General features: G+C 72.8%; 19 protein-coding genes, 2 tRNA genes and 1 pseudogene. 16 read left to right on the forward strand and 6 right to left on the reverse strand.

Features of this window, described 5'->3' with window-relative positions; translation table 11 throughout:
- The first annotated feature begins 146 nt into the window (after positions 1–146).
- The 11 genes from dnaN (at position 147) to JT723_RS15960 (ending at position 13,818) form a co-directional block, all read left to right on the forward strand.
- The gene (gene dnaN / locus JT723_RS15910; RefSeq protein ID WP_205045277.1) at positions 147–1,277 is read left to right on the forward strand and encodes a DNA polymerase III subunit beta; all 1,131 of its coding nucleotides are present in this window, start codon (positions 147–149) and stop codon (positions 1,275–1,277) included.
- Positions 1,274–2,221 carry a phosphogluconate dehydrogenase (NAD(+)-dependent, decarboxylating) gene (gnd, locus tag JT723_RS15915; RefSeq protein ID WP_372441322.1) on the forward strand — a complete coding sequence of 316 codons (948 nt, stop codon included), beginning with the start codon at positions 1,274–1,276 and terminating at the stop codon, positions 2,219–2,221. Before dnaN ends, gnd begins: the two co-directional genes overlap by 4 nt.
- Positions 2,222–2,279: 58 nt before the next feature.
- Positions 2,280–3,428, forward strand: coding sequence for a DNA replication/repair protein RecF (recF, locus tag JT723_RS15920; RefSeq protein ID WP_205045279.1), 1,149 nt, complete (start codon positions 2,280–2,282; stop codon positions 3,426–3,428).
- Entirely contained in the window at positions 3,425–3,970 is a 546-nt protein-coding gene (locus JT723_RS15925; protein WP_205045280.1) for a DciA family protein, read from the forward strand. The genes recF and JT723_RS15925 overlap by 4 nt, the downstream gene beginning before the upstream one ends.
- Before the next feature lie 378 nt (positions 3,971–4,348).
- On the forward strand, positions 4,349–6,349 hold the full coding sequence (gene gyrB / locus JT723_RS15930; protein ID WP_251513374.1) for a DNA topoisomerase (ATP-hydrolyzing) subunit B: 2,001 nt from the start codon (positions 4,349–4,351) through the stop codon (positions 6,347–6,349).
- 43 nt (positions 6,350–6,392) lie between these two features.
- A complete protein-coding gene (gene gyrA, locus JT723_RS15935; RefSeq protein WP_307794023.1) occupies positions 6,393–9,059 on the forward strand; it encodes a DNA gyrase subunit A in 2,667 nt (888 codons plus the stop codon).
- Between the two features lie 3 nt (positions 9,060–9,062).
- Entirely contained in the window at positions 9,063–9,758 is a 696-nt protein-coding gene (locus JT723_RS36145) for a DUF3566 domain-containing protein (protein ID WP_205045281.1), read from the forward strand.
- Positions 9,759–9,828: 70 nt separating this feature from the next.
- A tRNA-Ile gene (locus JT723_RS15945) sits at positions 9,829–9,902 on the forward strand.
- 180 nt (positions 9,903–10,082) lie between these two features.
- Positions 10,083–10,223 (forward strand): DLW-39 family protein, encoded by a 141-nt coding sequence (locus JT723_RS15950; RefSeq protein ID WP_198535794.1) that lies wholly within the window; start codon positions 10,083–10,085, stop codon positions 10,221–10,223.
- Between the two features lie 191 nt (positions 10,224–10,414).
- Entirely contained in the window at positions 10,415–12,364 is a 1,950-nt protein-coding gene (locus tag JT723_RS15955) for a vWA domain-containing protein (RefSeq protein ID WP_205045282.1), read from the forward strand.
- A 68-nt stretch (positions 12,365–12,432) separates the two neighbouring features.
- Positions 12,433–13,818, forward strand: a complete 1,386-nt coding sequence (locus tag JT723_RS15960) for a hypothetical protein (protein WP_205045283.1) — start codon at positions 12,433–12,435, stop codon at positions 13,816–13,818.
- Between the two features lie 22 nt (positions 13,819–13,840).
- Here JT723_RS15960 and JT723_RS15965 read toward each other — a convergent pair whose 3' ends face one another.
- Both JT723_RS15965 and JT723_RS15970 read right to left on the reverse strand, forming a co-directional pair.
- Positions 13,841–15,133: a serine/threonine-protein kinase gene (locus tag JT723_RS15965; protein ID WP_205045284.1), complete on the reverse strand. Its 1,293-nt coding sequence runs from the start codon at positions 15,131–15,133 to the stop codon at positions 13,841–13,843.
- A gap of 38 nt (positions 15,134–15,171) precedes the next feature.
- Positions 15,172–15,720 carry a DNA-binding protein gene (locus JT723_RS15970; RefSeq protein WP_205045285.1) on the reverse strand — a complete coding sequence of 183 codons (549 nt, stop codon included), beginning with the start codon at positions 15,718–15,720 and terminating at the stop codon, positions 15,172–15,174.
- 101 nt (positions 15,721–15,821) lie between these two features.
- Here JT723_RS15970 and JT723_RS15975 point away from each other — a divergent pair.
- Positions 15,822–15,894 (forward strand) — tRNA-Ala (locus JT723_RS15975).
- Positions 15,895–16,016: 122 nt separating this feature from the next.
- Here JT723_RS15975 and JT723_RS15980 read toward each other — a convergent pair.
- A complete protein-coding gene (locus JT723_RS15980) occupies positions 16,017–17,066 on the reverse strand; it encodes an aldo/keto reductase (RefSeq protein WP_205045286.1) in 1,050 nt (349 codons plus the stop codon).
- 178 nt (positions 17,067–17,244) lie between these two features.
- On the opposite strand from JT723_RS15980, the gene JT723_RS15985 reads away from it, so the two are divergent.
- Entirely contained in the window at positions 17,245–17,796 is a 552-nt protein-coding gene (locus tag JT723_RS15985; protein ID WP_205045287.1) for a TetR/AcrR family transcriptional regulator, read from the forward strand.
- An 89-nt stretch (positions 17,797–17,885) separates the two neighbouring features.
- Here the strand turns inward: JT723_RS15985 and JT723_RS15990 are convergent, their stop codons facing one another.
- On the reverse strand, positions 17,886–18,578 hold the full coding sequence (locus JT723_RS15990) for an HAD family hydrolase (RefSeq protein WP_205045288.1): 693 nt from the start codon (positions 18,576–18,578) through the stop codon (positions 17,886–17,888).
- A gap of 132 nt (positions 18,579–18,710) precedes the next feature.
- Here JT723_RS15990 and JT723_RS15995 point away from each other — a divergent pair, with 132 nt between their 5' ends.
- The gene (locus tag JT723_RS15995; protein ID WP_205045289.1) at positions 18,711–19,340 is read left to right on the forward strand and encodes a TetR/AcrR family transcriptional regulator; all 630 of its coding nucleotides are present in this window, start codon (positions 18,711–18,713) and stop codon (positions 19,338–19,340) included.
- Between the two features lie 3 nt (positions 19,341–19,343).
- Here JT723_RS15995 and JT723_RS16000 read toward each other — a convergent pair.
- Positions 19,344–19,523 (reverse strand): annotated as a pseudogene (locus JT723_RS16000) (ArsR/SmtB family transcription factor); the annotation flags it as partial.
- 370 nt (positions 19,524–19,893) lie between these two features.
- Complete coding sequence (locus tag JT723_RS16005; protein WP_205045290.1) at positions 19,894–20,538, reverse strand: FMN-dependent NADH-azoreductase; 645 nt, start codon at positions 20,536–20,538, stop codon at positions 19,894–19,896.
- Positions 20,539–20,622: 84 nt separating this feature from the next.
- On the opposite strand from JT723_RS16005, the gene JT723_RS16010 reads away from it, so the two are divergent.
- On the forward strand, positions 20,623–21,105 hold the full coding sequence (locus JT723_RS16010) for a MarR family winged helix-turn-helix transcriptional regulator (protein WP_205045291.1): 483 nt from the start codon (positions 20,623–20,625) through the stop codon (positions 21,103–21,105).
- Positions 21,106–21,145: 40 nt separating this feature from the next.
- Positions 21,146–24,553 (forward strand): AfsR/SARP family transcriptional regulator, encoded by a 3,408-nt coding sequence (locus tag JT723_RS16015; protein WP_205045292.1) that lies wholly within the window; start codon positions 21,146–21,148, stop codon positions 24,551–24,553.
- Positions 24,554–24,592 lie beyond the last annotated feature (39 nt).

Genomic DNA, 24,592 nt, shown 5'->3' on the forward strand with positions numbered 1-24,592 from the left:
AAGCTGCTTCGAAGCGGGTCCTGTGCACAACTCGGCTCTCGCCGCCCGGCCGCCCGTGTCGCCGCTTGACGCCAAGCAGCTCCGAGTGACAGTCCTGTGCGTCAGACTGTTCCCCGACAGCTGGCAACAAGCAGGAGGCGGTTCCGGTGAAGATCCGGGTGGAGCGCGACGTACTCGCCGAGGCAGTGGCTTGGGCAGCCCGCAGCCTCCCGGCCCGCCCTCCGGTGCCGGTGCTCGCGGGACTGCTGCTCAAGGCCGAGGACGGCCAGCTGAGCCTGTCCGGCTTCGACTACGAGGTCTCGGCCCGGGTCGCCGTCGAGGCCGAGGTGGACGAGGAGGGCACCGTCCTGGTCTCCGGCCGGCTGCTCGCCGACATCTCCCGCGCCCTCCCCAACCGTCCGGTGGAGATCTCCACCGACGGCGTGCGGGTCAGCGTCGTCTGCGGCAGCTCCCGCTTCACGCTGCACACGCTGCCGGTCGAGGAGTACCCGGCGCTGCCCGCGATGCCGGTGGCGTCCGGCACCGTCCCCGGTGAGGTCTTCGCCGCCGCCGCCAGCCAGGTCGCCATCGCCGCAGGCCGCGACGACACGCTGCCGGTGCTGACCGGTGTGCGCATCGAGATCGAGGGCGACACGGTCACGCTGGCGGCCACCGACCGCTACCGCTTCGCGGTCCGCGAGTTCCTGTGGAAGCCCGAGCAGGCCGACATCTCCGCCGTCGCCCTGGTGCCCGCCAAGACGCTGCAGGACACGGCCAAGTCGCTCACCAGCGGCGACACCGTGTCCATCGCGCTGGCCGGCTCCGGCGCCGGCGAGGGCCTGATCGGCTTCGAGGGCGCGGGCCGCCGCACCACGACCCGGCTGCTCGAAGGCGACCTGCCCAAGTACCGCACGCTCTTCCCCACCGAGTTCGCCTCGGTCGCGGTGATCGAGACGGCGCCCTTCGTGGAGGCCGTCAAGCGCGTCGCCCTGGTCGCCGAGCGCAACACGCCGGTGCGGCTGAGCTTCGAGCAGGGGGTGCTCACCCTGGAGGCCGGCTCCAGCGACGATGCACAGGCTGTGGAAAGGGTCGACGCCAAGCTGGAGGGCGACGACATCTCGATCGCCTTCAACCCCACCTTCCTGCTGGACGGGCTCAGCGCGATCGACTCCCCCGCCGCCCAGCTGTCGTTCACCACGTCGACCAAGCCGGCGCTGCTCAGCGGCCGGGCGGCCGTCGACGCCGAGGCGGACGAGGCGTACAAGTACCTGATCATGCCGGTGCGGCTGTCCGGCTGAGCCGCGCGGCACGGGCCGTCGTAGGCTCGCCTCAGGTCAGGCACGCTTCGAACGAAGGATCTGTGATGCAGCTCGGTCTCATCGGTCTCGGCAAGATGGGCGGCAACATGCGCGAGCGCATCCGCCGCGCAGGCCACACCGTCATCGGCTACGACCGCAACCCCGATCTCGCCGATGTCCACAGCCTCAAGGAGCTTGTGGACAGCCTCCAGGGACCGCGGGTGGTGTGGGTGATGGTGCCGGCCGGCGCCGCGACCCAGTCCACCATCGACGAGCTGGGCGAGCTGCTCTCCCCCGGCGACCTGGTGGTCGACGGCGGCAACTCGCGCTGGACGGACGACGAGAAGCACGCGGAGGAGCTGGCGGCCAAGGGCATCGGCTTCGTCGACTGCGGTGTCTCCGGCGGTGTCTGGGGCCTGGCCAACGGCTATGCGCTGATGTACGGCGGCAAGGACGAGGACGTCGCCAAGGCGCAGCCGATCTTCGACGCGCTCAAGCCCGAGGGCGACTCCGGCGCGGTCCACGCGGGCCGGGTCGGCGCGGGCCACTTCGCGAAGATGGTCCACAACGGCATCGAGTACGCGATGATGCAGGCCTACGCCGAGGGCTGGGAGCTGCTGGAGGCGGTGGACTCGGTCACCGACGTCCGCGAGGTCTTCCGCTCCTGGAAGTCGGGCACGGTCATCCGCTCCTGGCTGCTGGACCTGGCCGTCGACGCGCTGGACAAGGACGAGCACCTGGGCGGCCTGCGCGGTTACGCCGACGACTCGGGTGAGGGACGCTGGACGGTGGAGGCCGCGATCGACAACGCGGTGCCGCTGCCGGCGATCACCGCCTCGCTCTTCGCGCGCTTCTCGTCCCGCCAGGAGGACTCGCCGCAGATGAAGATGATCGCCGCGCTCCGCAACGAGTTCGGCGGCCACGCGGTCACCGCCGCCGAGTAGGCGGCCCGCACCACACCGCACAGCAGGGAGGTCGGCGCGGCGACGCGCCAAGCACGCGATGCACGTAGCGCACCTGTCGCTCGCCGACTTCCGCTCCTACGCCCGGGCCGAGGTCCCGCTCGACCCGGGCGTGACCGCTTTCGTGGGTCCCAACGGGCAGGGCAAGACCAACCTGGTCGAGGCCGTCGGCTACCTGGCGACGCTGGGCAGCCACCGGGTCTCCTCCGACGCCCCGCTGGTCCGCATCGGTGCCGAGCGGGCGGTGGTACGCGCCCAGGTCGTGCAGGGTCCCGAAGGCGACACCGAGCGCCGCCGGCTGCTCGAACTGGAGATCAACCCGGGCCGCGCCAACCGGGCCAGGATCAACCGCTCCTCCCAGGTGCGCCCGCGCGATCTGCTCGGCATCGTCCGCAGCGTGCTGTTCGCGCCCGAGGACCTGGCGCTGGTCAAGGGCGACCCGGGGGAGCGCCGCCGCTTCCTCGACGAGCTGATCACCGCACGGGCGCCGCGGCTGGCCGGGGTGCGCAGCGACTTCGAAAGGGTGCTCAAGCAGCGCAACACGCTGCTCAAGACCGCAGCGATGGCCCGCAGGCACGGCGGCAAGGGCGCCGACCTCTCCACCCTGGACGTGTGGGACCAGCACCTGGCCACGGCCGGCGCCGAGCTGCTGGCCCACCGCCTGGACCTGGTGGCGGCGCTGCAGCCGCTGGCCGACAAGGCCTACGAGCAGCTGGCGCCGGGTGGCGGCCCGGTGGGCCTGGACTACCGCAGCTCGATCGGCGACGACGCACTGGCGGGCGCGGCCGGCCGCGAGGAGCTGTACGGCCGGCTGCTGGAGGCGCTGACCGCGGCACGGCGCCAGGAGATCGAACGCGGGGTGACCCTGGTCGGCCCGCACCGCGACGACCTGGTGCTGCGGCTCGGCCCGATGCCCGCCAAGGGCTACGCCAGCCACGGCGAGTCCTGGTCGTACGCGCTGGCGCTGCGGTTGGCCTCCTACGAGCTGCTGTGCGCGGACGGCGGCGAACCGGTGCTGGTCCTCGACGACGTCTTCGCCGAGCTGGACGCCAGGCGCCGGGAGCGGCTGGCCGAGCTGGTGGCGCCGGGCGAGCAGGTGCTGGTCACCGCGGCTGTGGACGACGACGTGCCGGGACTGCTGCGCGGTGCGCGCTTCTCGGTGGAGAACGGGACGGTGGTTCGGCAGTGAGCGAGACGGGCAGCGGCGACGTACCCCAGCAGAGCGCGCCCCCCGAGGCGTCGGGTGTGGACCTGGCGCGGGTGGCGCTGCGGGCGGCGAAGGAGCAGGCCAGGGCCAGGGGCGCCGCGGCCGTACAGAAGAAGCAGGCCAGGCGGGGGGGCCTGCGCAGCGGTGCCAGGGCGGACGGCAGGGACCCGCTGCCGCTGGGTGCGGCCATCAACCGGCTGATCACCGAGCGCGGCTGGGAGGCGCCGGCCGCGGTCGGCGGGGTGATGGGCCGCTGGCCGCAGCTGGTCGGCCCCGAGGTGGCCCAGCACTGCTCGCCCGACCGCTACGACGAGGAGGCCCGGGTCCTGACGGTGGCCTGCGACTCCACCGCGTGGGCGACGCAGCTGCGGCTGCTGGCCCCGACCCTGGTGGCGCGGCTGAATGCCGACCTCGGCCACGGCACCGTGAAGCTGCTCAAGGTGCTCGGCCCCGCGGCGCCCGCCCGTACGTACGGCAGGCTGCGGGCGCCCGGCAGCCGCGGCCCCGGCGACACGTACGGCTGAGCGGGCCCACGGGCGCGCACTTACCCGCCCCGCCGGTAGCTCGTTCGTGGGTGTTCGCGCAGGTGAGCGACCCTGTCGTGGGGCTGCGGCACAGGTCGGCGGGACCGCGGGGCGGCGCCCCTGCTCAGCGTAGCCGGGCCTTGACAGCCGGAAGCCCTGGACGCCCGTGTGAGCCGTTTTGGCACCGGGGCTGCGTGTAGGGAGTCGGGCGGCGGCGGTTTTGGGCGGCACATGGGAAGGGAGGTACCGGCAAAGCCCCATTCATGTCGGCGCTACCGGTAGACTGGTCGACACACCGCCCTCCCCCGGCCTCGCGGCAGGGGTCCCCAGCGGAACATGTCGAAGACGCAGCCGATACCGCTCCGCGGGACCCGGCTCGTGCTGTGCCAGAAAGGGCGCTTCGTGGCCGATTCCGGCAACCCCAACGAGAACTCCAGCAAGTCCTACGACGCCAGTGCGATCACCGTGCTGGAAGGCCTTGAGGCGGTGCGCAAGCGCCCCGGTATGTACATCGGTTCCACCGGTGAGCGGGGCCTGCACCACCTGGTCCAGGAGGTCGTGGACAACTCCGTCGACGAGGCGATGGCCGGCCATGCCGACACCATCGACGTCACGATCCTCGCGGACGGCGGTGTGCGCGTCGTCGACAACGGCCGCGGCATCCCGGTCGGCATCGTCCCCTCCGAGGGCAAGCCCGCCGTCGAGGTGGTGCTGACCGTGCTGCACGCGGGCGGCAAGTTCGGCGGCGGCGGCTACGCGGTCTCCGGCGGTCTGCACGGCGTCGGCGTCTCCGTGGTGAACGCGCTGTCCTCGCGCGTCGCCGTCGAGGTCCGCACCGAGGGCCACCGCTGGACGCAGGACTACAAGCTGGGTGTGCCGACCGCGGAGCTGGCAAAGAACGAGGCGGTCGAGGAGACCGGCACCTCGGTCACCTTCTGGGCCGACCCGGACATCTTCGAGACCACCGAGTACTCCTTCGAGACGCTCTCGCGGCGCTTCCAGGAGATGGCCTTCCTCAACAAGGGCCTGCGGATCTCGCTGACCGACGAGCGCGCCGACCACGTGGACGAGGAGGGCAAGCCGCTCGCCGTCACGTACCACTACGAGGGCGGCCTCGTGGACTACGTGAAGTACCTGAACTCGCGCAAGGGCGAGCTGATCCACCCCACCGTCATCGACATCGAGGCGGAGGACAAGGAGCGGCTGCTGTCCGTCGAGGTCGCGATGCAGTGGAACACGCAGTACAGCGAGGGTGTCTACAGCTTCGCCAACACCATCCACACCCACGAGGGCGGCACCCACGAGGAGGGCTTCCGCGCGGCGCTGACCGGCCTGGTCAACCGCTACGCGCGGGACAAGAAGCTGCTCCGCGAGAAGGACGACAACCTCACGGGCGAGGACATCCGCGAGGGCCTGACCGCGATCATCTCGGTCAAGCTCGGCGAGCCGCAGTTCGAGGGCCAGACGAAGACCAAGCTGGGCAACACGGAGGCCAAGACCTTCGTGCAGAAGGTCGTGCACGAGCACCTGACCGACTGGCTGGACCGCAACCCCAACGAGGCCTCGGACATCATCCGCAAGTCGATCCAGGCGGCCACCGCCCGGGTCGCGGCCCGCAAGGCGCGCGACCTGACCCGTCGCAAGGGCCTGCTGGAGTCGGCGTCGCTGCCCGGCAAGCTCAGCGACTGCCAGTCCAACGACCCGACGAAGTGCGAGATCTTCATCGTCGAGGGCGACTCGGCCGGCGGCTCCGCGAAGTCCGGCCGCAACCCGCAGTACCAGGCGATCCTGCCGATCCGCGGCAAGATCCTCAACGTGGAGAAGGCCAGGATCGACAAGATCCTGCAGAACACCGAGATCCAGGCGCTGATCTCGGCCTTCGGCACCGGGGTCCACGAGGACTTCGACATCGCCAAGCTGCGGTATCACAAGATCATCCTGATGGCGGACGCCGACGTCGACGGCCAGCACATCAACACCCTGCTGCTGACCTTCCTCTTCCGCTTCATGCGCCCGCTGGTCGAGGCCGGGCACGTCTACCTGTCCCGGCCGCCGCTGTACAAGATCAAGTGGGGCCGCGACGACTTCGAGTACGCCTACTCCGACCGCGAGCGCGACGCGCTGGTGGAGCTGGGCAAGCAGGGCGGCAAGCGGATCCGCGAGGACTCGATCCAGCGCTTCAAGGGCCTGGGCGAGATGAACGCGGAGGAGCTGCGGGTCACCACGATGGACATCGACCACCGGGTGCTCGGCCAGGTCACGCTGGACGACGCGGCACAGGCCGACGACCTGTTCTCGGTGCTGATGGGCGAGGACGTGGAAGCCCGTCGGTCGTTCATCCAGCGCAATGCCAAGGACGTCCGGTTCCTGGACATCTGAGTCGGCCCCCCACCTGGCCGTGTGAAAGGACTTTCTGACAGCGATGGCCGACGAGAACCCCAACATCCCACCCGTGCCCGACGTCCCCGAGTCCGAGCGGGAAGTGCGCAACGAGGCCGGCGGACTGCGTGTCGAGCCCGTCGGGCTCGAGACCGAGATGCAGCGCAGCTACCTCGACTACGCGATGTCCGTCATCGTGTCGCGAGCGCTGCCCGACGTGCGCGACGGCCTCAAGCCGGTGCACCGCCGGGTGCTGTACGCCATGTACGACGGCGGCTACCGGCCCGAGAAGGGCTTCTACAAGTGCGCGCGCGTCGTCGGCGACGTCATGGGCACCTACCACCCGCACGGCGACTCCTCGATCTACGACGCGCTGGTCCGCCTGGCGCAGCCGTGGTCGATGCGGATGCCGCTGGTGGACTCCAACGGCAACTTCGGTTCACCGGGCAACGACCCGGCCGCCGCCATGCGGTACACCGAGTGCAAGATGATGCCGCTGTCCATGGAGATGGTCAGGGACATCGACGAGGAGACCGTCGACCTCCAGGACAACTACGACGGCCGCAACCAGGAGCCGACGGTCCTGCCGTCGCGCTTCCCGAACCTGCTGATCAACGGCTCGGCCGGTATCGCGGTCGGCATGGCCACCAACATCCCGCCGCACAACCTGCGCGAGGTCGCCGACGGCGCCCAGTGGTGCCTGGCCAACCCCGACGCGACCCCCGAGGAGCTGCTCGACGCGCTCATGGAGCGCATCAAGGGCCCCGACTTCCCCACCGGCGCGCTGGTCGTGGGCCGCAAGGGCATCGAGGACGCGTACCGCACCGGGCGCGGCTCGATCACCATGCGGGCGATCGTCGCGGTCGAGGAGATCCAGAACCGGCAGTGCCTGGTCGTCACCGAGCTGCCGTACCAGACCAACCCCGACAACCTGGCGCAGAAGATCGCCGACCTGGTCAAGGACGGCAAGATCGGCGGCATCGCCGACGTGCGCGACGAGACCTCCTCGCGCACCGGCCAGCGGCTGGTGATCGTCCTCAAGCGGGACGCGGTCGCCAAGGTGGTGCTGAACAACCTCTACAAGCACACCGACCTGCAGACCAACTTCGGCGCCAACATGCTGGCCCTGGTCGACGGCGTGCCGCGCACCCTGTCGCTGGACGCGTTCATCCGCAACTGGGTGAACCACCAGGTCGAGGTCATCATCCGGCGCACCCGCTTCCGGCTGCGCAAGGCCGAGGAGCGCGCCCACATCCTGCGCGGCCTGCTCAAGGCGCTGGACGCGATCGACGAGGTCATCGCGCTCATCCGGCGCAGTGAGACCGTCGAGGTCGCGCGCGAGGGCCTGATGGGCCTGCTGGACATCGACGAGATCCAGGCCAACGCGATCCTGGAGATGCAGCTGCGCCGGCTGGCCGCCCTGGAGCGGCAGAAGATCATCGCCGAGCACGACGAGCTGCAGGCGAAGATCAACGAGTACAACGCGATCCTCGCCTCGCCGGAGAAGCAGCGGCAGATCATCAGCGAGGAGCTGCAGGCGATCGTCGACAAGTTCGGCGACGACCGGCGCAGCAAGCTGGTGCCCTTCGACGGCGACATGTCCATCGAGGACCTGATCGCCGAGGAGGACATCGTCGTCACGATCACCCGTGGCGGCTACGTCAAGCGCACCAAGACCGAGGACTACCGCTCGCAGAAGCGCGGCGGCAAGGGCGTACGCGGCACGAAGCTCAAGCAGGACGACATCGTCGACCACTTCTTCGTGACCACCACCCACCAGTGGCTGCTGTTCTTCACGAACAAGGGCCGGGTCTACCGTGCCAAGGCCTACGAGCTGCCCGACGCCGGCCGGGACGCGCGCGGCCAGCACGTGGCCAACCTGCTGGCCTTCCAGCCCGACGAGCGGATCGCCCAGATCCTGGCCATCAAGGACTACCAGGCGGCGCCGTACCTGGTGCTGGCCACCAAGTCCGGCCTGGTGAAGAAGACCGCGCTCAAGGACTACGACTCCCCGCGCTCGGGCGGCGTGATCGCCATCAACCTGCGGGAGTCCGAGGGCGAGGCGGGCGGCGCCGCCGGGTCGGACGAGCTGATCGGCGCGGAGCTGGTCTCCGCGGACGACGACCTGCTGCTGGTCAGCCGCAAGGCCCAGTGCATCCGCTTCACCGCGTCGGACGACGCGCTGCGGCCGATGGGCCGGGCGACGTCGGGTGTGAAGGGCATGAGTTTCCGTGAGGGAGACGAACTGCTCTCGATGAATGTCGTCAGGACCGGTACGTTCGTCTTCACCGCCACCGACGGCGGCTATGCGAAACGCACACCGGTGGACGAGTATCGGGTGCAGGGCCGCGGCGGACTGGGGATCAAGGCGGCCAAGATCGTGGAGGACCGGGGCTCGCTGGTCGGGGCGCTGGTGGTCGAGGAGACCGATGAGATCCTCGCCATCACGCTCAGCGGCGGGGTGATCCGCACGCGGGTCAACGAGGTCAGGGAGACGGGCCGTGACACCATGGGCGTCCAGCTGATCAACCTCGGGAAGCGGGATGCCGTCGTCGGCATCGCGCGCAATGCCGAGGCGGAGGATGATCCGGAGGCGGCGGGCACAGCCGGCGTCGAGGATGATGACACCGTGAACGACAGTGAGCGCAGCAGCGAGCACGACGTTGCGGCCGAGGGCGGTCAGCCCGCGGCCGGTGAACCGGAGGAGTAAGCCGTGAGTGGAGCCACGGGCGCCGCGGGTGGGGCCGGGAGGTCCGGGGGTGCCCGTGGCTCCGCCAACCTCAACGGCCCGGACGAGGGGGGATACGCCGTGACGGGCACCCGTCAGCCGGCCCAGCCGCACCAGCCGCCGCAGGCGTACACGCCTCCGCCGCCGCCCGGTGCACCGCCGGTGCCGCCGACCGCCGCTCCGACCGGCCACGGCGGCCGCGCGGGGGCCAAGCCGGGCAAGCCCGGCGGCACCCAGGGCGGGCACGCCTCGCCGGCGGCTGCCGGGGTGCGCAGGCCGCGCCCGGCCGCCCGCACGGCGCCGCGCACCCGCAAGGCGCGGCTGCGGATCGCCAAGGCCGACCCGTGGTCGGTGATGAAGGTCAGCTTCCTGCTGTCCATCGCGCTGGGCATCTGCACCATCGTGGCCGTCGCCGTGCTGTGGATGGTGCTGGACACCATCGGCGTCTTCAGCACCGTCGGCTCGACCATCAGCGAGGCCACCACGTCGGAGCAGGGCGGCAAGGGCGGCTTCGACCTGGTGTCCTTCCTGTCGCTGAACCGCGTGATGCTCTTCACCACGGTGATCGCGGTCATCGACGTGGTGCTGGCCACCGCGCTGGCCACGCTGGGCGCCTTCATCTACAACCTGTCGGCCGGTTTCGTGGGCGGCGTCGAGCTGACGCTGGCCGAGGACGAATAGGCCGCGGCCGGTCGCCGGGATACCGATTTTGGGACATGGCCTGCTGTGCGCTAATCTTTCGGTGCAGCGCGGGGCTATAGCTCAGACGGTTAGAGCGCTTCCCTGATAAGGAAGAGGCCCCAGGTTCAAGTCCTGGTAGCCCCACCGCGTGAGAGGGACCTTCTCGATTCGAGGAGGTCCCTCTCGGCGTCTGCGCCCCGCCGGGCCTGTGCCTCCAGGTCTTCGCCCTGCCAAACCGACCTCAGGTCACCGTTCGGTATCGACTGCTGTGTATAGTCGGGGCCGTCAGATGCTGTCCCCACCCATGAAGGAGGAGGTCACGCGATGAAGAAGATTCTCCTGGTCGCACTGGCCGCCGTCGCCGGGCTGTTCGTGTACCGACAGATTCAGGCGGACCGCGCCGAGCAGGACCTGTGGACGGAAGCCACTGACGCTGTCCCGGCGGGTTCCGGCGCGAACGTGTGAGACGGCGGTGCGGCACCACGAGGTGCTGCGACCGCCCCGGGTCCCGGCTGCACTCTGCGGCCGGGACCTTTGGTGTTCCCGGTGTTGTTGCAGGACCGTGACCGCCGCCGCTTGAGTTTGCGCCAGCAAATCGCTTACTTTGCTTGAGCAAACGCTGATGTGTCGGTGCGGAACGAGGGGGAAGTGGCGCCATGAGACGACGACCACCGCCGGGGCTGCTGCTGCGGCCGGCCGCCGGCCTGCTGCTCGCGGGGCTGGCAGGGCTCGCAGGGCTGGTGGGGGCCGGTGTGCTCACCGCCACCGCGGCCTGGGCCGCACCGCCCTCGACGGGCAGCCAGGACGGCAGCCTGATCATGGTGCTGGACTCCTCGGGGTCCATGGCAGGACCCGACGGCTCCGGGCACACCCGCATCGAGTCGGCCCGCACCGCCGTCGGCTCGGTCGTGGACGGGCTGCCCGACGGATACCCGACCGGGCTTCGCGTCTACGGCGCGGGCAAGGCCCACGGCTGCGACGACACCTCGCTGGCCCAGCCGGTCACCGCGCTGGACAGGGCCGCCGTGAAGCAGGCGGTCGCCGCCGTCCAGCCCAAGGGCGACACCCCGACCGCGCTCGCCCTCACCAAGGCCGCCGCCGACCTGCCCGCGAGCGGACGGCGGACGATCCTGCTGGTCTCCGACGGGGAGTCCAACTGCGGGGCGCCCAAGCCCTGCCAGGTGGCCGCAGGCCTCGCGGGCGACGGCCTGGACCTGCGGATCGAAACCGTCGGCTTCCAGGTCAAGGGCGCCGCACGCGACGAGCTGGAATGCATCGCCAAAGCCGGGCACGGCGCCTACTACGACGCCCCCGACGCCGCCGCACTGGCCCGTCAGCTGGTGCGCGCCTCGCAGCTGAGCGCCGACGCCTACCGCATGGCGGGCACACCGGTGACCGGCGGGGCGAGCGCGGCGAAGGCCGCGGCCGTCGGCCCCGGGCAGTACACCGACACCATCGGCCCCGGCGAGACCCGCTGGTACGCCGTCCCGCTGGACGCGGCGAGCACCGCCGACCTGTCCGCGACGGCCGTCCCGCAGCCGGGTGTGCCGGTGGACTACGGCGACGGCATCGAGCTGAAGCTGACCACGACGGGGGAGTACTCCTTCACCTGCGGCTCCGACTCCGCGCACTTCGGGCAGGACGAGGGCGCGATGATCCTGACCGGTGCGGTGAGCCGGGTGCCGACCAGGGACGGCAAGGACGACTGCGACAAGGCGGGCCGCTACCTGCTGTCCGTGCACCGCACCACCGCGGCGACCTCGGACACCAGCCGCTGGCCGGTCGAGCTGCGCTTCGACAACGAGGCGCCGCTGCCCAAGGGCACCGTCCCCGCGGCGGCGCGGACCGACTACGGCACCGCCCCAGCACCGCTGGCCGGCACCCCGAAGGACCGGGCGGGCGGCACCGGCTTCAACGACGCGACGCCGCTGACCGAGGGCGTCTGGCGCGACCGGCTGCTGCCTGGGCAGACCCGCTACTACAAGGTGCACGTCGGCTGGGGCCAGCAGCTCAGCTATGCGGCCGAGTTCGCCAACGAGCCGGTGCTCGACGGCGGTACGTCCTCGGCGTCGACCTTCGTGCAGACCGCCGCGTACGGGCCGGGCCGGCTGCAGGTCGGCGACGCCTCGGACGCCCGGGACAACCGGCCCTACAGCGGGACGCCGGTCTCCGTCGGCCTCGGCACCGTACCGGTGACCTGGACCAACCGGTGGGTGGACGAGTCCGACGCGGCCACCGTCCACACCGCCGGCGACTACTGGATCGCGGTCGGGCTCGGCCCTGACGCGGCGCAACTGGCCAGGAACACCGCGGTGGGCGTGGTCCTGCGGGTCGACGTCACCGGCACGGAGCTGGCGGGGCCGCAGTACCAGGCGCCGGCGCTCGCCTCCCGGGGCGCGGAGCACGGGCGGCAGGGCGCCGCGGGCGGTGACGGCAAGGGCGCCGCGGGCCAGGGCGCGGCTGCTGCCGCCTCCGCGTCGGGCGGCGGCCTGCGCGGCATGGATCTGGTGGCAGCGGGGACGGGCGGCGCCGTCGCGCTCGCCGGGATCGGAACGGCGGCGCTGGTGCACCGCCTGCGGAGCCGTACGACAAGGGGTGGGGCATGACACGGGGTTCGACGACGATGCACGCCGTATATGGCGCCGCCGCGGGACGGCGTGGCATAGGGCGCGGTATGTACACCGCGGCGACACGACGGCGCGGCATATATACCGCGGCGACGGCGCTGCTGGCCTTCACCGCCTTGCAGGGCGTCCAGGGCGGTGCCGCAGCCGCCGACGACGGGACGACCCCGACGACGGGTCCCGGCGCGCCCGCCACCTGGGCGCCGCAGGGCCAGGCACTGGCGGGTGCCGCGACCACCGCGGACGCCCCCCTGATGCAGCCCGGCGTCACCTACCACGACACCATCAAGGTCGGCGAGACGCGCATGTACGGCATCACGCTGGACGCCAAGTCCTCCGCATATGCCTCGGCCTTCGCGCTGCCGCCCCCCGGCGGCCGGGTGGCGTACAACGACGGCATCGAGCTGAAGCTGGAGAGCGCGGACGGCGACGACTGCGACAGCGTGGACGCGCACTTCGGGGACGACGGCGCCGTCCGCCCGGTCGGCAGTGCGGTGTCCCGGCTGATCGGCGTGGACACCTCCTGCCAGGACGCCAACCAGTACACCCTGTCGGTGCACCGCACCAGCGACGGCGCGTCCGACCCGGCCGCCTGGCCGCTGGAGCTGCGCTACGTCCTCGAACCGCCGCTCAAGAGCGGTGCCGCGGCCGGCCACGCGCCGGACGGGCTGGGCACGGCGTCGCCGACCCCGCTGACCGCGGGGACCCCGCAGCAGGCCGCCGGCGGCACGTCGTTCGAGACCGCGGCCGCGGTCAAGACCGGCATCTGGAAGGACCGGGTGCTGCCGGGCGAGACCCGCTTCTACAAGGTCCCGGTCGACTGGGGCCAGCAGGCGACGGTCTTCTCCGACTTCTCCAGCGCCCAGACCACCCAGTCCAGCCCCTATGTCGGCTCCGGGGTGCGGCTCGCCGCCTACAGCCCCGTACGCGAACTCATCGACGACCAGGACCACTCCTACGAGGGCACCCCGACGTCGCTGTACGAGCAGCTGGCGCCGGTCTCGTACGCCAACCGCGCCGCCGACGACTCCGACGTCGCGCGGGTGCGGTACGCGGGCTGGTACTACTTCGCGGTCACCGTGCACCCCGACGTGGCGCAGGCGGTCAGCGGCCCCGTGCCGGTGACGCTGCGGGTGGACGTCACGGGCGCGGCCCAGTCCGCGCCCGCCTACGCGGGGGACCCGAAGGCGGCGGGCATCGGCATCGACGCGCACGACGTGTCCGCGGCGAACGGGACGCCGCAGTCCGCCGGTTCGTCGTCCGGGACCTCGGCCAGGCGCTTCCTCGGCTTCGCCGCGCTCGGCGCGGGCACCGTGCTGGTGCTGGCGCTGGCCGTCTGGGTGCTCACCGCCCGGCGGCGGGCGGTCGCGGCGCCCGACACCGTCACGCAGCAGCTGCCGCCGCAGTCCGGTTTCGGGCCGCCGCCGTCCTGGTGACCGCGGGGGCGGCGCCCCGCCGTCAGCCGGCCAGCGCGTAGATGCCGACCGCGAAGCAGATCGCGGCAAGGACGAGGACCGGGATCACCACGGAAGCGGGTGGTCCCGGTCGGCGCACCGGGGCATGTGCCGCGGGGGCGGTTGCCGCTGGTAGGGGCGGCTGCGGGGCCGGGACCTGGGGTGCCGGGCCTTGTGCCGGCGCCGCGGGCGCGGGGTTCGGGACGTCGGTCCTGGTCGGCGGGTGCTCCGCCGGGGCGGCCAGCGGGTAGCCCGTCGTCGGCGACACATAGGCCGGCTCGGCGGCCTGGCGGGGCGGCGCGGGAGGCGCGGGAGGCGCGGGCGGCGCCTGCGGGCGTACTGGCGCCGATACGGTGCCGGGTCCCGCCGCGGGCGCGGGTACCTGCTCGCCCGCCGCGGGAGGCGCGGGAGCCGCGGGCAGCGGGCCGTCCGCACCGAAACCGGCAGGCAGTGGCCCGATCTGGTCGAAGATCTCCACCGGCTCCTCCCCCGGCGCCGGCTCTGGCAGCAGCTCGACGGCGCCGGCCAGCGCCTTGCGCGCCCCGGTGGCGGTACGGAACCTGGCCCGCGGATCCGGCTGCAGCAGCGCGGCGATCACCTGCCACAGCGGCTCCGGCACCCCGACGGGCGCGGGCGGCACACCGTCGGCGAGGAAACGCTCGGCAATTGCGCGCGAGTCCGGCTTCTGACCGCTCAGCAGATACAGCGCCACCAGGCCGACGGCGTAGAGGTCGGCGGGGACGTCCGGCTCCGCGCCCAGCATCTGCTCAGGCGCGAAGTAGCCGGGCGTCCCCACCACGAAGTCCGCCTCGGTGAGCCGCGGCTCACCCTTGCGCATGGCGATGCCGAAGTCCGAGAGCCGCACATGCGGGGTGCCGGTGCCGGTCGCCTCCAGCAGGATGTTCGCCGGCTTGATGTCCCGGTGGATGATGCCCTCGGCGTGCACCGCGTGCAGCCCGGACAGCAGCTGGTCGATCAGCACGCACACATAGCGCGGCGGGAGCGGGCCGTAGTCGCCGATCAGGTGCGACAGCGAGCCGCCGTGCACCAGGTCCATGGTGAACAGCACCTGGTCGTCGTCGGCCGCCCAGCTCGCCGGGGCCAGGACGTGCGGGTGGTCGATGCGCATCGCCTGCTCGCGCACGAAGCGCAGCAGCGCGTGGGCGTCGCTCTGCCGGAGGACCTTCGCTGCCACATAGCGGCGGCGCCGCTGGTCCCAGGCCCGCCAGACCGCGCCCGCACCTCCGCGCCCGATCGGGTCCACCAGCTCGTAACGGCCTGCGAAGACCTCACCCATGCCGTACCGCTCTCCCCCTGCTTGCCGTCCTGCGCGTCTCAGTCCCGGTGCGCCTCGTAGTGGGCGACGGCCTCACTGGTGCGCGCCGTTCCGTACACACGGAGGAACTCTGCCAGGTGGGGATGGTCCGGCGCGAGGGAGCGGGCGGCCTGCTCGATCTCGGCGGCCGGCGCCACCGACCGCAGCACCTCCTGGATGCCGCGCACCACGGCGGCCGACGAGTGCGTCGTCGTGCTGAGTACGGAGGAGCCCGCGGACTCGCGGATCTCCTCCATCCTGGCCGCCGCCTCCAGCGCCCCGGTGTCCCCCTCCGCCACCTGCAGGGCCAGCTCCTGCAGCGCCTGCAGCCGCTGCACCACGGCGGGGTTGCCGATCTTGGCCCGCTGCCCGCTCTTGAGCTGCGACAGCATCGGCGCCGACAGCCCGAGCACCGCGGCCAGCCGCGCCTGGTTCAGCCCCAGGTCCCCGATCAGCCGCTGGAACAGCTCCCCCAACGGCTCCCCGTACCACCCCCGCTGGAGCTCCCTGGCCTCCTCCGCCCGGCCCACGGCGTCCTGCCCCGCACCACCCTGCCCCGAGCCGTCCATACCCCACTCCCTGATTTGCGCCTGCGAATCCGCGAACCATCCTAGGCGCCCCGATCCCGTTTCTGCCCACCCCGCCCGACCCGGTACGCTGTCCCCGACGAGGGGCCTTAGCTCAGTTGGTAGAGCGCTGCCTTTGCAAGGCAGATGTCAGGAGTTCGAATCTCCTAGGCTCCACAAGTTCTTGCGTACGCCTGAGGCCCCTTCACCTGACACCGGTGGAGGGGCCTCAGGCGTACGGCGTGCGGGCGGCCGGCACGTTGCGACGCAGCCGCGGGAACATCTGGCGTGCGGGCGGGTCAGAGGTTGGTGTAGCCGGGGATCGTGGCGGCTATGCGGGACAGTTCGCGGGGGTCGGAGACTGCCTGGGGGTCGTGGCGGGGGGTGTAGGGGGACTCCAGGCGGTGGGACTCCTCGGGGGTCAGGGTGAGGTCGAGGGACGCGACGGCGTCGTCGATCTGCTGGAGGGTGCGGGCGCCGACGACGGGGGCTGCCACCGTGGGGTGGGCGTGGAGCCAGGCGAGGGCGACCTGGGCGCGGGTGGCGCCGTGGGCGGCGGCGATGGCGCCGACCTCGTCGATGATCAGGCGGTCGCTGTCGACGGTGGCCTGGTAGAGCAGGTCGGCGTAGCCGCCGTCGGTGGTGGCGCGGGTGGTGGACTTGGCCTGGTCGAAGGGGCGGGCGAGGCGGCCGCGGGCCAGCGGGCTCCAGACCATGGTGGCCACGCCCTCGTCGGCGCACAGCGGGAGCATCTCGCGTTCCTCCTCGCGGGCGAGCAGGTTGTAGTGGTCCTGCATGGTGACGAACCGCGCCCAGCCGTGCCGCTCCTGGAGGTGCAGGGCCTTGGCGAACTGCCAGGCGTGCATGGAGGAGGCGCCGAGGTAGCGGGCCTTGCCGGACTTCACGACGTCGTGGAGTGCCTCAAGGGTCTCCTCCAGCGGAGTGTCGCTGTCGAGGCGGTGGATCATGTAGACGTCGACGTAGTCGGTGCCCAGGCGGCGCAGGCTGTTGTCGATCTCGCTCAGGACGGCCTTGCGGGACAGGCCGCCGCCGTTGGGGCTGCCGGGGCGCATGGGGTGGCGGACCTTCGTGGTGATGACGAGGTCGTCGCGGTTGGCGAAGTCCTTCAGGGCACGGCCGAGGATCTCCTCGCTCGACCCGTAGGAGTAGAGGTTGGCGGTGTCGAAGAAGTTGATGCCGCTTTCCAGGGCGTGCCTGATCAGGGGGCGGGCGTCCGCCTCCGCCAGGGACCAGACGGGGTGGCCGCGGTCGGGCTCGCCGTAGCTCATGGCGCCGATGGCGATCGGGGAGACGTCCAGGCCGGTGCGGCCCAGCTTGACGTAGCGCATGGGGAAGCTCCGTAGAATGGGGAAGAGGGCAAACGGAGAACTCTCCGCCTGGCTCTTGCGACGTTAACGGAGAACTCTCCGCTTCGCAAACGGGGTCGGCACCCACCGTGACCGCCCGCACCCCTGACCGGCCGCACGCCCCCGCCGCACCCCCCGCCCGTACGCAAGGAGGACCCCCGTGGCCGACCCCGCGCACCAGCGCTCCGACGCGCTCAAGAACCGCGAGGCGATCCTGCAGGTCGCGCACGAGGCGCTCGCCGAGTCGCCCGACGCCTCGCTCAACTCGATCGCCAAGCGCGCGGGCGTCGGCGCCGGCACCCTCTACCGGCACTTCCCGACCCGCGAGGCGCTGATCCTGGAGGTCCACAGGAACGGCGTGGACCGCCTGGTCGCCGCCGTGCCCGACGTCCTCGCGGCCCATGCCCCGCTGGATGCGCTGCGGGTCTGGTTCACCACGCTGGCCGGCTACGTGCGCATCAAGCACGGCCTCGGCGAGGCCCTGCACTCCGCCGCGGCGCAGGAGGTCGTCAGCGCCTCCTGGCCGCCCGTCACGGCGGCGGTCGCGCAGCTCCTCGACGCGTGCGAGCAGGCTGGGGACGTACGGCCCGGCATCGACGCCGTCGACGTCATCCTGCTGCTGAGCTGCCTGTGGCGCACCCCTGACACCCCCGAGGGCGCCGCCCAGGCCGAACGGCTGCTGGAACTGGCGATCGACGGCTTCCGGCCGTAGGCGGTCAGCGGCGCAGGATGAGGCGGTCGGTGCGCAGTGAGGTCATGGCGCCCAGCCAACGCGAGCCCCCGCCCCGGGGCAAACGGCTTTCAGCCCCGCTCCACCGCTTCCAGCAGGCGCAGGACGTGCCCGGTGTCGGCGAGGTCCGGCAGGACGACGGGCGCACCGGCCGCTCGCAGCGCGGCCGCGCTGTCCACGCCGCTGGCCACGGCGATGACCTCGGCGCCCGAGGTGAGCGCGGCTTCGACGTCGCGTGGCGTGTCGCCCACCAGGACGACGGGGGTGTCCGCGGGCAGCCCGCGCTCCCGGTGGACCCGGCGGCGGGCGATGTCCACAAGCTGTGGACGGTCCTCGGCGTCGGCGCCGTACGCCCCCACGTCGAGGTCGACCAGCGCGTCGAGCCCGAAGGCGGCGAGTTTCATGCGGGCGTTGGCGGCGATGTTGCCGGTCAGGACCGAGGACACCCACCCGACGCGCACGGACGCCGCCATGAGCACGTCCCGCACCCCCGGCAGCGCCTTGCCCCGCTTCCGCAGCCCCACCGCCCGCCCCGCCCCGGCCGCGGCAAGCGCCTCCTCGACCCGCGCCCACTCCGCCCCGCCCCCGCCGTTGCGCAGGAACATCTCCCGCATGACCACCCGATCGGTCCGCCCCCGCGTGACGGCCGCCTCCCCCGCCCGCACCCCCACGACGGCCTCGTACGCGTCGGCGTAGATCTCCTTGCTGACCCCGCCGTTGTCGACGAGCGTGTGGTCGATGTCCCACAGCACGATGAGCGCCATACGGCCAGCGTAGGCGCGGGGCGCCCCGGGTCACTTCGGGCGGGTGTACAGGCGGAGGACGATCGGGGCGCAGGCGAGGGCCAGGGCGGCTGTGGCTGTCAGGGACCAGGTGACCGCGCCTACGGTCGGGGAATGGACGACTCCGCCCGCCCCGACGACGCCGGTACGTACGAGCCCGCTGCGGGCGCGGCCCCGCCGCGGCGGCTCAGGGCTGACGCCCGGCGCAGCATCGACGCGATCCTGAACGCGGCCCGCACCGTCGTCAGCGAGCGGCCGGACGCGAGCATGGAGGAGATCGCCGCCGCCGCGGGCGTCAGCCGCCAGACCGTCTACGCACACTTCCCCTCGCGCGACGCGCTGCTCGCCGCGCTGGTCGAGGCCGCGGCGGCCGACTACTCGGCGCTGCTGGACGAGGCGGGGCTCGACACCGCACCGCCCGCCGATGCGCTGGTCCGCTTCCTGGGCGCCGGGTGGCGGTTCGTCGACCGCTACCCGCTGGTGCTGAACGCCACCGCGAACCGCATCCCGCGGCCCGAGCCCGACCCCCACGACGTGGTGCCGCCGCGGCTCGAACGGCTCATCAGGCGCGGCCAGCAGGAGGGCGACTTCGACCCGCGGACCCCCGCGTCCTGGCTGACGGCGGCCGTGTTCGGGCTGCAGCACACCGCGGCGGAGCAGGTCGCGAGCGGGCGCCTGACCGCCGAGGAGGCGGAAGTGCTGTGCCGGGACAGCGCGTTGCGGCTGTGCGGGGGTGCGGGGTAGCCCCGCTCGGGCGGGGAGGGACAGCAGGCGGCGCACGGCGGCGAGCGCCGCCGGCTCCACCCGGTAGGAGACCCAGGTGCCGCGGCGCTCGGAGGCGGGCAGGCCCGCCTCGCGGAGCTCCCTGAGGTGGTGGGAGACGGTCGGCTGGGAGACGCCGACGTCCCGGGTGGCGCACTTGCAGGCCTAGGCCGTGTTTTGGAAGTAGGGCCGTCCGCCCACAGGGCGGGCCCCGCGGCGTCTGGTGCGTGCGATCGCAAGGCGGAGGGTCGTCCTCGTAGTGGGCCTGCTCGGACGACTCCGACAACGCAGCGAGCGTGCGTGCCAGGCGTCGCGGGGCAGGCGGGACTTCCAAAACACGGCCTAGCCGCCGGAGTGCGAGGCGATCTTCGAGAACAGCCGGAGCCGTACCGGGTCGGACAGGGCCTTGAACGTCGCGGCCGTCGCCTCGTAATGCGTACGCGCCCGCCAGGCCGGCCGCCGCCCTGACCATCGGCGGCACCGACCAGGCGGCGGGCGGCTGCTGCGGCTGAACCTCCCAGGGGGAGGGCGTCCGTCAGGCCAGTGCGCTGGCCGGCCAGAGCGCGTCGATGGACTGCTCGGCGGCCGACAGGCTCTTCTCCGCCAGCGGGATCAGCTCGGCCATGGCCGGGTTGACCTTGGCCAGGGTCAGTTCCGCGGTGATGAAGCGCGGGGTCAGGCCGGTCATCGCCACGCCGTGCGGCAGCCACTGCTCGGCGTGGTCCCAGCCCTCGCGGGGGGTGCCGGGCGCGTAGCCGCCGCCGCGGGCGGCGACGACGACGAAGTCGCGTCCGCCGAGCAGGCCTTCGTGCGTCTCCGGGTCGACGGACAGGCCGACCGCGATCAGGTGGTCCACCCAGGTCTTCACGCTGCTGGGGGCGCCGAAGTTGTAGACGGGCAGTCCGAGCAGCACGGTGTCGGCGGCCTGCACCTCGGCGACGACCTGCTCGCTCAGCGCCCAGGACGCGGCCTGCTCGGGCGTGCGGTCCGCGGCCGGCACCGCGCCGGAGTGGACGGTGCTGGGAACGATGTGCGGCAGCGGCTCTTTGCCCAGGTCGCGGTAGGTGACGGTGCCGTCGGGGTAGGCCGCGCACCAGGCCGCGGCGGCGCGGGCGGTGAGCCGGCGGCTGACGGAGTTCTCGCCCTGGACGCTGGAGTCGATGTGCAACAGGTGAGGCATCTCATTAACCCTTCATCATTGGTTTGTGTAGCACCAACGATTTATACCATGCCTCGATTCCCGGCCTCCGGATAGACTTCACAGATGGCCACCCTGCCCGTGCTGAACCAGCCGCCCAGGCGGTCGGGCGCGCTGCTCGACAACCTGGCCCGGCGGATGCGCCTGCACGCGGAGTCCGTGCTGGCGCCGCTGGGGCTGCGCCCGCGGCACCTGGTGGCCCTGACCGTGCTGCGCGACCGCGACGGGAGCACGCAGCAGGCGCTCGCGACGACGCTGATGATGGATCGCGCGACGGTGGTCGGACTGCTCAACGACCTGGAGGCCGACGCCCTGATCGAGCGGCAGCGCTCCCCCGAGGACCGCAGGCGGCACATCGTGCAGCTCACCGACCGGGGTGCGAAGCGCCTGGCGAAGGCGGAGTTCGCGCTCGCCGGGGTGGAGGACGAGGTGCTGGCCGCACTGGATGCGAGGCAGCGGGCCACCCTCTACGAACTGCTGCTGCTGGCCGCCTCCGGGACGGTGCCGGACTGCGACCCGGAGAGCCACCGGCCCGATCCCGCCTGCTGACGGCGGGTGCGGCGGCGATCGGGTGCGACACAATCGGGGCGTGAAGTTCGGCATCCTCGGCGCGACGCAGGCCCTGGGCACGGACGGCGCCGAGGTGGCGCTGGGCGGGCCGCGGCGGCGTGCGCTGCTCGCGCTGCTGCTGCTGGACGCCGGGCGGCCGGTCAGCACCGAGCGGCTGGTCGACGGGCTGTACGGCGAGTATCCGCCCGCCGGGGTCGGCAATGCCGTGCAGTCCCAGGTCTCCCGCCTGCGCCAGGTGCTGCCGGTGCCCGTCGAGGGGCTGCCGGCCGGCTACCGGCTCGCCGTGGACCCCGACCAGGTGGACGCGCACCGCTTCCGACGGCTCGGCGCCGAGGGTCACGAGGCGCTGGCGGGCGGTGAACCGGCCCTGGCCGCACGGCTGTTGCGCGAGGCGCTGGCCCTGTGGCGCGGCCCGGCCCTGGCCGACGTCGGCGACGCGCCCTTCGCCGCCGCGCAGATCGTCCGGCTGGAGGAGCTGCGGACCGGTGCCGTCGAGGACCGCATCGAGGCGGATCTCGCCCTGGGCCTGCACCGCTCCCTCGTCGCGGAAGTCGGCGAGCTGGTGACGGCCCACCCGCTGCGGGAGCGGCTGCGCGGCCAGTTGATGCGGGCGCTGTACGGCAGCGGACGGCAGAGCGAGGCCCTGGCGGCGTACGAAGACGCCCGGCGCGAGCTGGCCGACTCCCTCGGCGCCGACCCGGGACCCGAGCTGGCCGCCGTCCACCTGGCCGTCCTGCGGGGCGAACCGTTGGCGGCCCCATGGGATGTTTCACGTGAAACCGGACCTGGCGGGGATGTTCCACGTGAAACATCGTCAGATACGAGGCTTGGGACCAGGTCGGGTGCGAGGCCGGGAACGGGGCCACACACGCGGTCGCACCCGGCTCAGCACAGCGCGCCGGGCAACGCGCCGGGCACGGCGACCCCCGACCCGCTCGCACCCGCCGCCCGCCACCAACTGCCCGCGCAGCTGACCAGCTTCATCGGCCGGGCCGACGAACTCGCGCTGCTCGCCGACCGATTGGCCCGGCAGCGGCTGGTGACCCTGATCGGACCCGGCGGCGCGGGCAAGACCCGCCTCGCCGTCGAGGCGGCGGGCCGCCATCCGCAGGACGCCTGCTTCGTGGCGCTGGCCGGGGTCACGGAAGGGGCCGGGATACCGCAGGCGGTGCTCGGCGCGCTCGGCCTGCGCGACGGCGGGCTGCTGCCCGCGGCCGGCTCCGCCGCGGCCCCTGACCCCGTCGCCCGGATCGCGGCGGCGCTCGCCGACCGGCCGCTGCTGCTGGTGCTCGACAACTGCGAGCACCTGGTAGCCGACGCGGCCGTACTGGCCGAACGGCTGCTCACCGGGTGCCCGCGGCTGCGCATCCTGGCCACCAGCCGGGAGGCGCTCGGCATCACCGGCGAGGCGCTGTGCCCGGTGGCCACGCTCGGCCTGCCGAAGCCGGGCACAGAGCCCGCGCAGGTGCTCGCCTCCCCCGCCGTGCGGCTGTTCGCCGAGCGCGCCGCCGCCGTCAGCCCCGGCTTCGACCCGGCGGCCGACCGCGCCACCGCCGAGACCGTGCTGCGGCTGTGCTCCGTGCTCGACGGGCTGCCGCTGGCCATCGAACTGGCCGCGGCCCGGCTGCGGTCGCTGTCCGTGCACGACATCGCCGCCCGGCTCGGCGCGCTGCCGCGCGACGACACCGCCTACAGCCTCGGTGTGCGGCCCGACGCGCTCTTCCGGCTGCTGTCCCGCGGCAGCAGGACCGCCCAGCCGCGGCAGCGCACGCTGCGCGGGGTCGTCGACTGGAGCTGGGAGCTGCTGCCCGACGACGAGCGGGCGGTGCTGCGCAGGGCCGCGGTCTTCGCGGGCGGCTGGACACAGGCGGCGGCCGAGGCGGTGTGCGCGGACGGCGAGGCCATCGACGCGGACGACGTGCAGGACCTGATGTCCGCACTGGTCGAGAAGTCCCTGGTGGTCGCCGAGCACACCGAGGGCGCGGGCCTGGTCCGCTACCGGATGCTGGAGTCCATCAGGGCCTACGGTGCCGAGCGCCTCGCCGAGGCAGGTGAGACCGAGCGCATGCACCAGGCCCACGCCGGCTACTTCCTGGACGTCGCGCTCACCGCCGACCCGCACCTGCGCAGCGCCGAGCAGCTGGAGTGGCTGCGGCTGCTGTCGGACGAGCGCGACAACCTGCAGGCGGCGCTGCACCGTTCGCTCGACGCGGGCGACATCCACGGCGCCATGCGGCTGATCGCCGCACTGTCCTCCTACTGGCTGCTGCGCGGGGTGCGCTACGAGGGCGTCGGCCCCGCCCGCCAGGTGCTCGCGGCCCTCGGGCCTGCCGCGCCCCCCGGCCTTGAGGAGGAGTACGCGCTGTGCGTGCTCGCCGTGGTCAGCGCGCTGTCCGACCCGGCCGGCTACACCGCGCACGTGGCGGCGGCCACCGAGATCGTCGAGGGCATGGACCGCATCGCCCGGCGCTTCCCGGTGCTGACCCTGCTGTGGGCGCCCTTCGCCGGGGTGCCGCACGGCGACATGGACACCCTGGACGGCATCGAGGCACTGCTGGCCGGGCGCGACGACCCCTGGTACGACGCGCTGGTGCACCTCGGCTTCGGCTTCCAGGCCTGGATGGTGCACGGGGACGCCGGCACCGCGCAGCGCGAGTGCGAGCGGTCCCTCGCCGGCTTCCGCGGGCAGGGCGACCGCTGGGGTCTGATCACCTGCCTCAACGTGCTCGCCGACCTCGCCGACCACCGCGGCCGCCCCGACGAGGCGCTGGACTTCATCGGCCAGGCGCTGGTCCTGGCCGAGGAGCTGGACTCCGCGCTCGACGTGGCGGAACTGCTCACCAACCGTGCCCTCTACAGCCTGCGGGCCGGCGACCTCGACGCGGCAGGCGCGTCCTGTGAGCGGGCGGTCGCGCTCTCCCGGCGGGCCGGGGCGCCCGAGACGCTGGCCCTCGCCCACCGCTGCCTCGCCGACACCGCCCGGCTGCGCCGCGACCTGCCGGCCGCCCGCGCGCTCGCCGAGCAGGCGCTCGCCGAATGCCCCACCGGCTGGTTCTCCAGCAACAGCACCCGGTCGACGGTGCTGACGTCGCTGGCACTCGTCGCCGTCGCGGAGGGCGACGCGCAGGCCGCCCGGGCCTGCCTCAAGGACGCCGTCACCTTCGACGCCGAGGTGCTGCAGCTGTCGATGCACGCCGCCCACATCGCCGGCGCCGCCGCCGCACTCGCCCTCCTGGAGGGCGACCCGCAGCAGGCCGCCGCACTGCTCGGCGCCGAGGAGGCGCTGCGCGGCACCCGGCCCACGGGACCTGACGCGGACGCCACAGCCGCGGCCGTACGGGCGGCGCTGGGCGACACCGCGGGCGCCGCCTGCCCGGACCGCGGCGCCGCCCTCGGCATGCTGACGGCGTACGTCACCGGGGGCTGACAGCGCCGGTGTGCGGGCGGTCAGCGTGCGGTGCGCGGC

It is taken from the genome of Actinacidiphila bryophytorum, from assembly GCF_016916835.1.
GTDB lineage: Bacteria > Actinomycetota > Actinomycetes > Streptomycetales > Streptomycetaceae > Actinacidiphila > Actinacidiphila bryophytorum.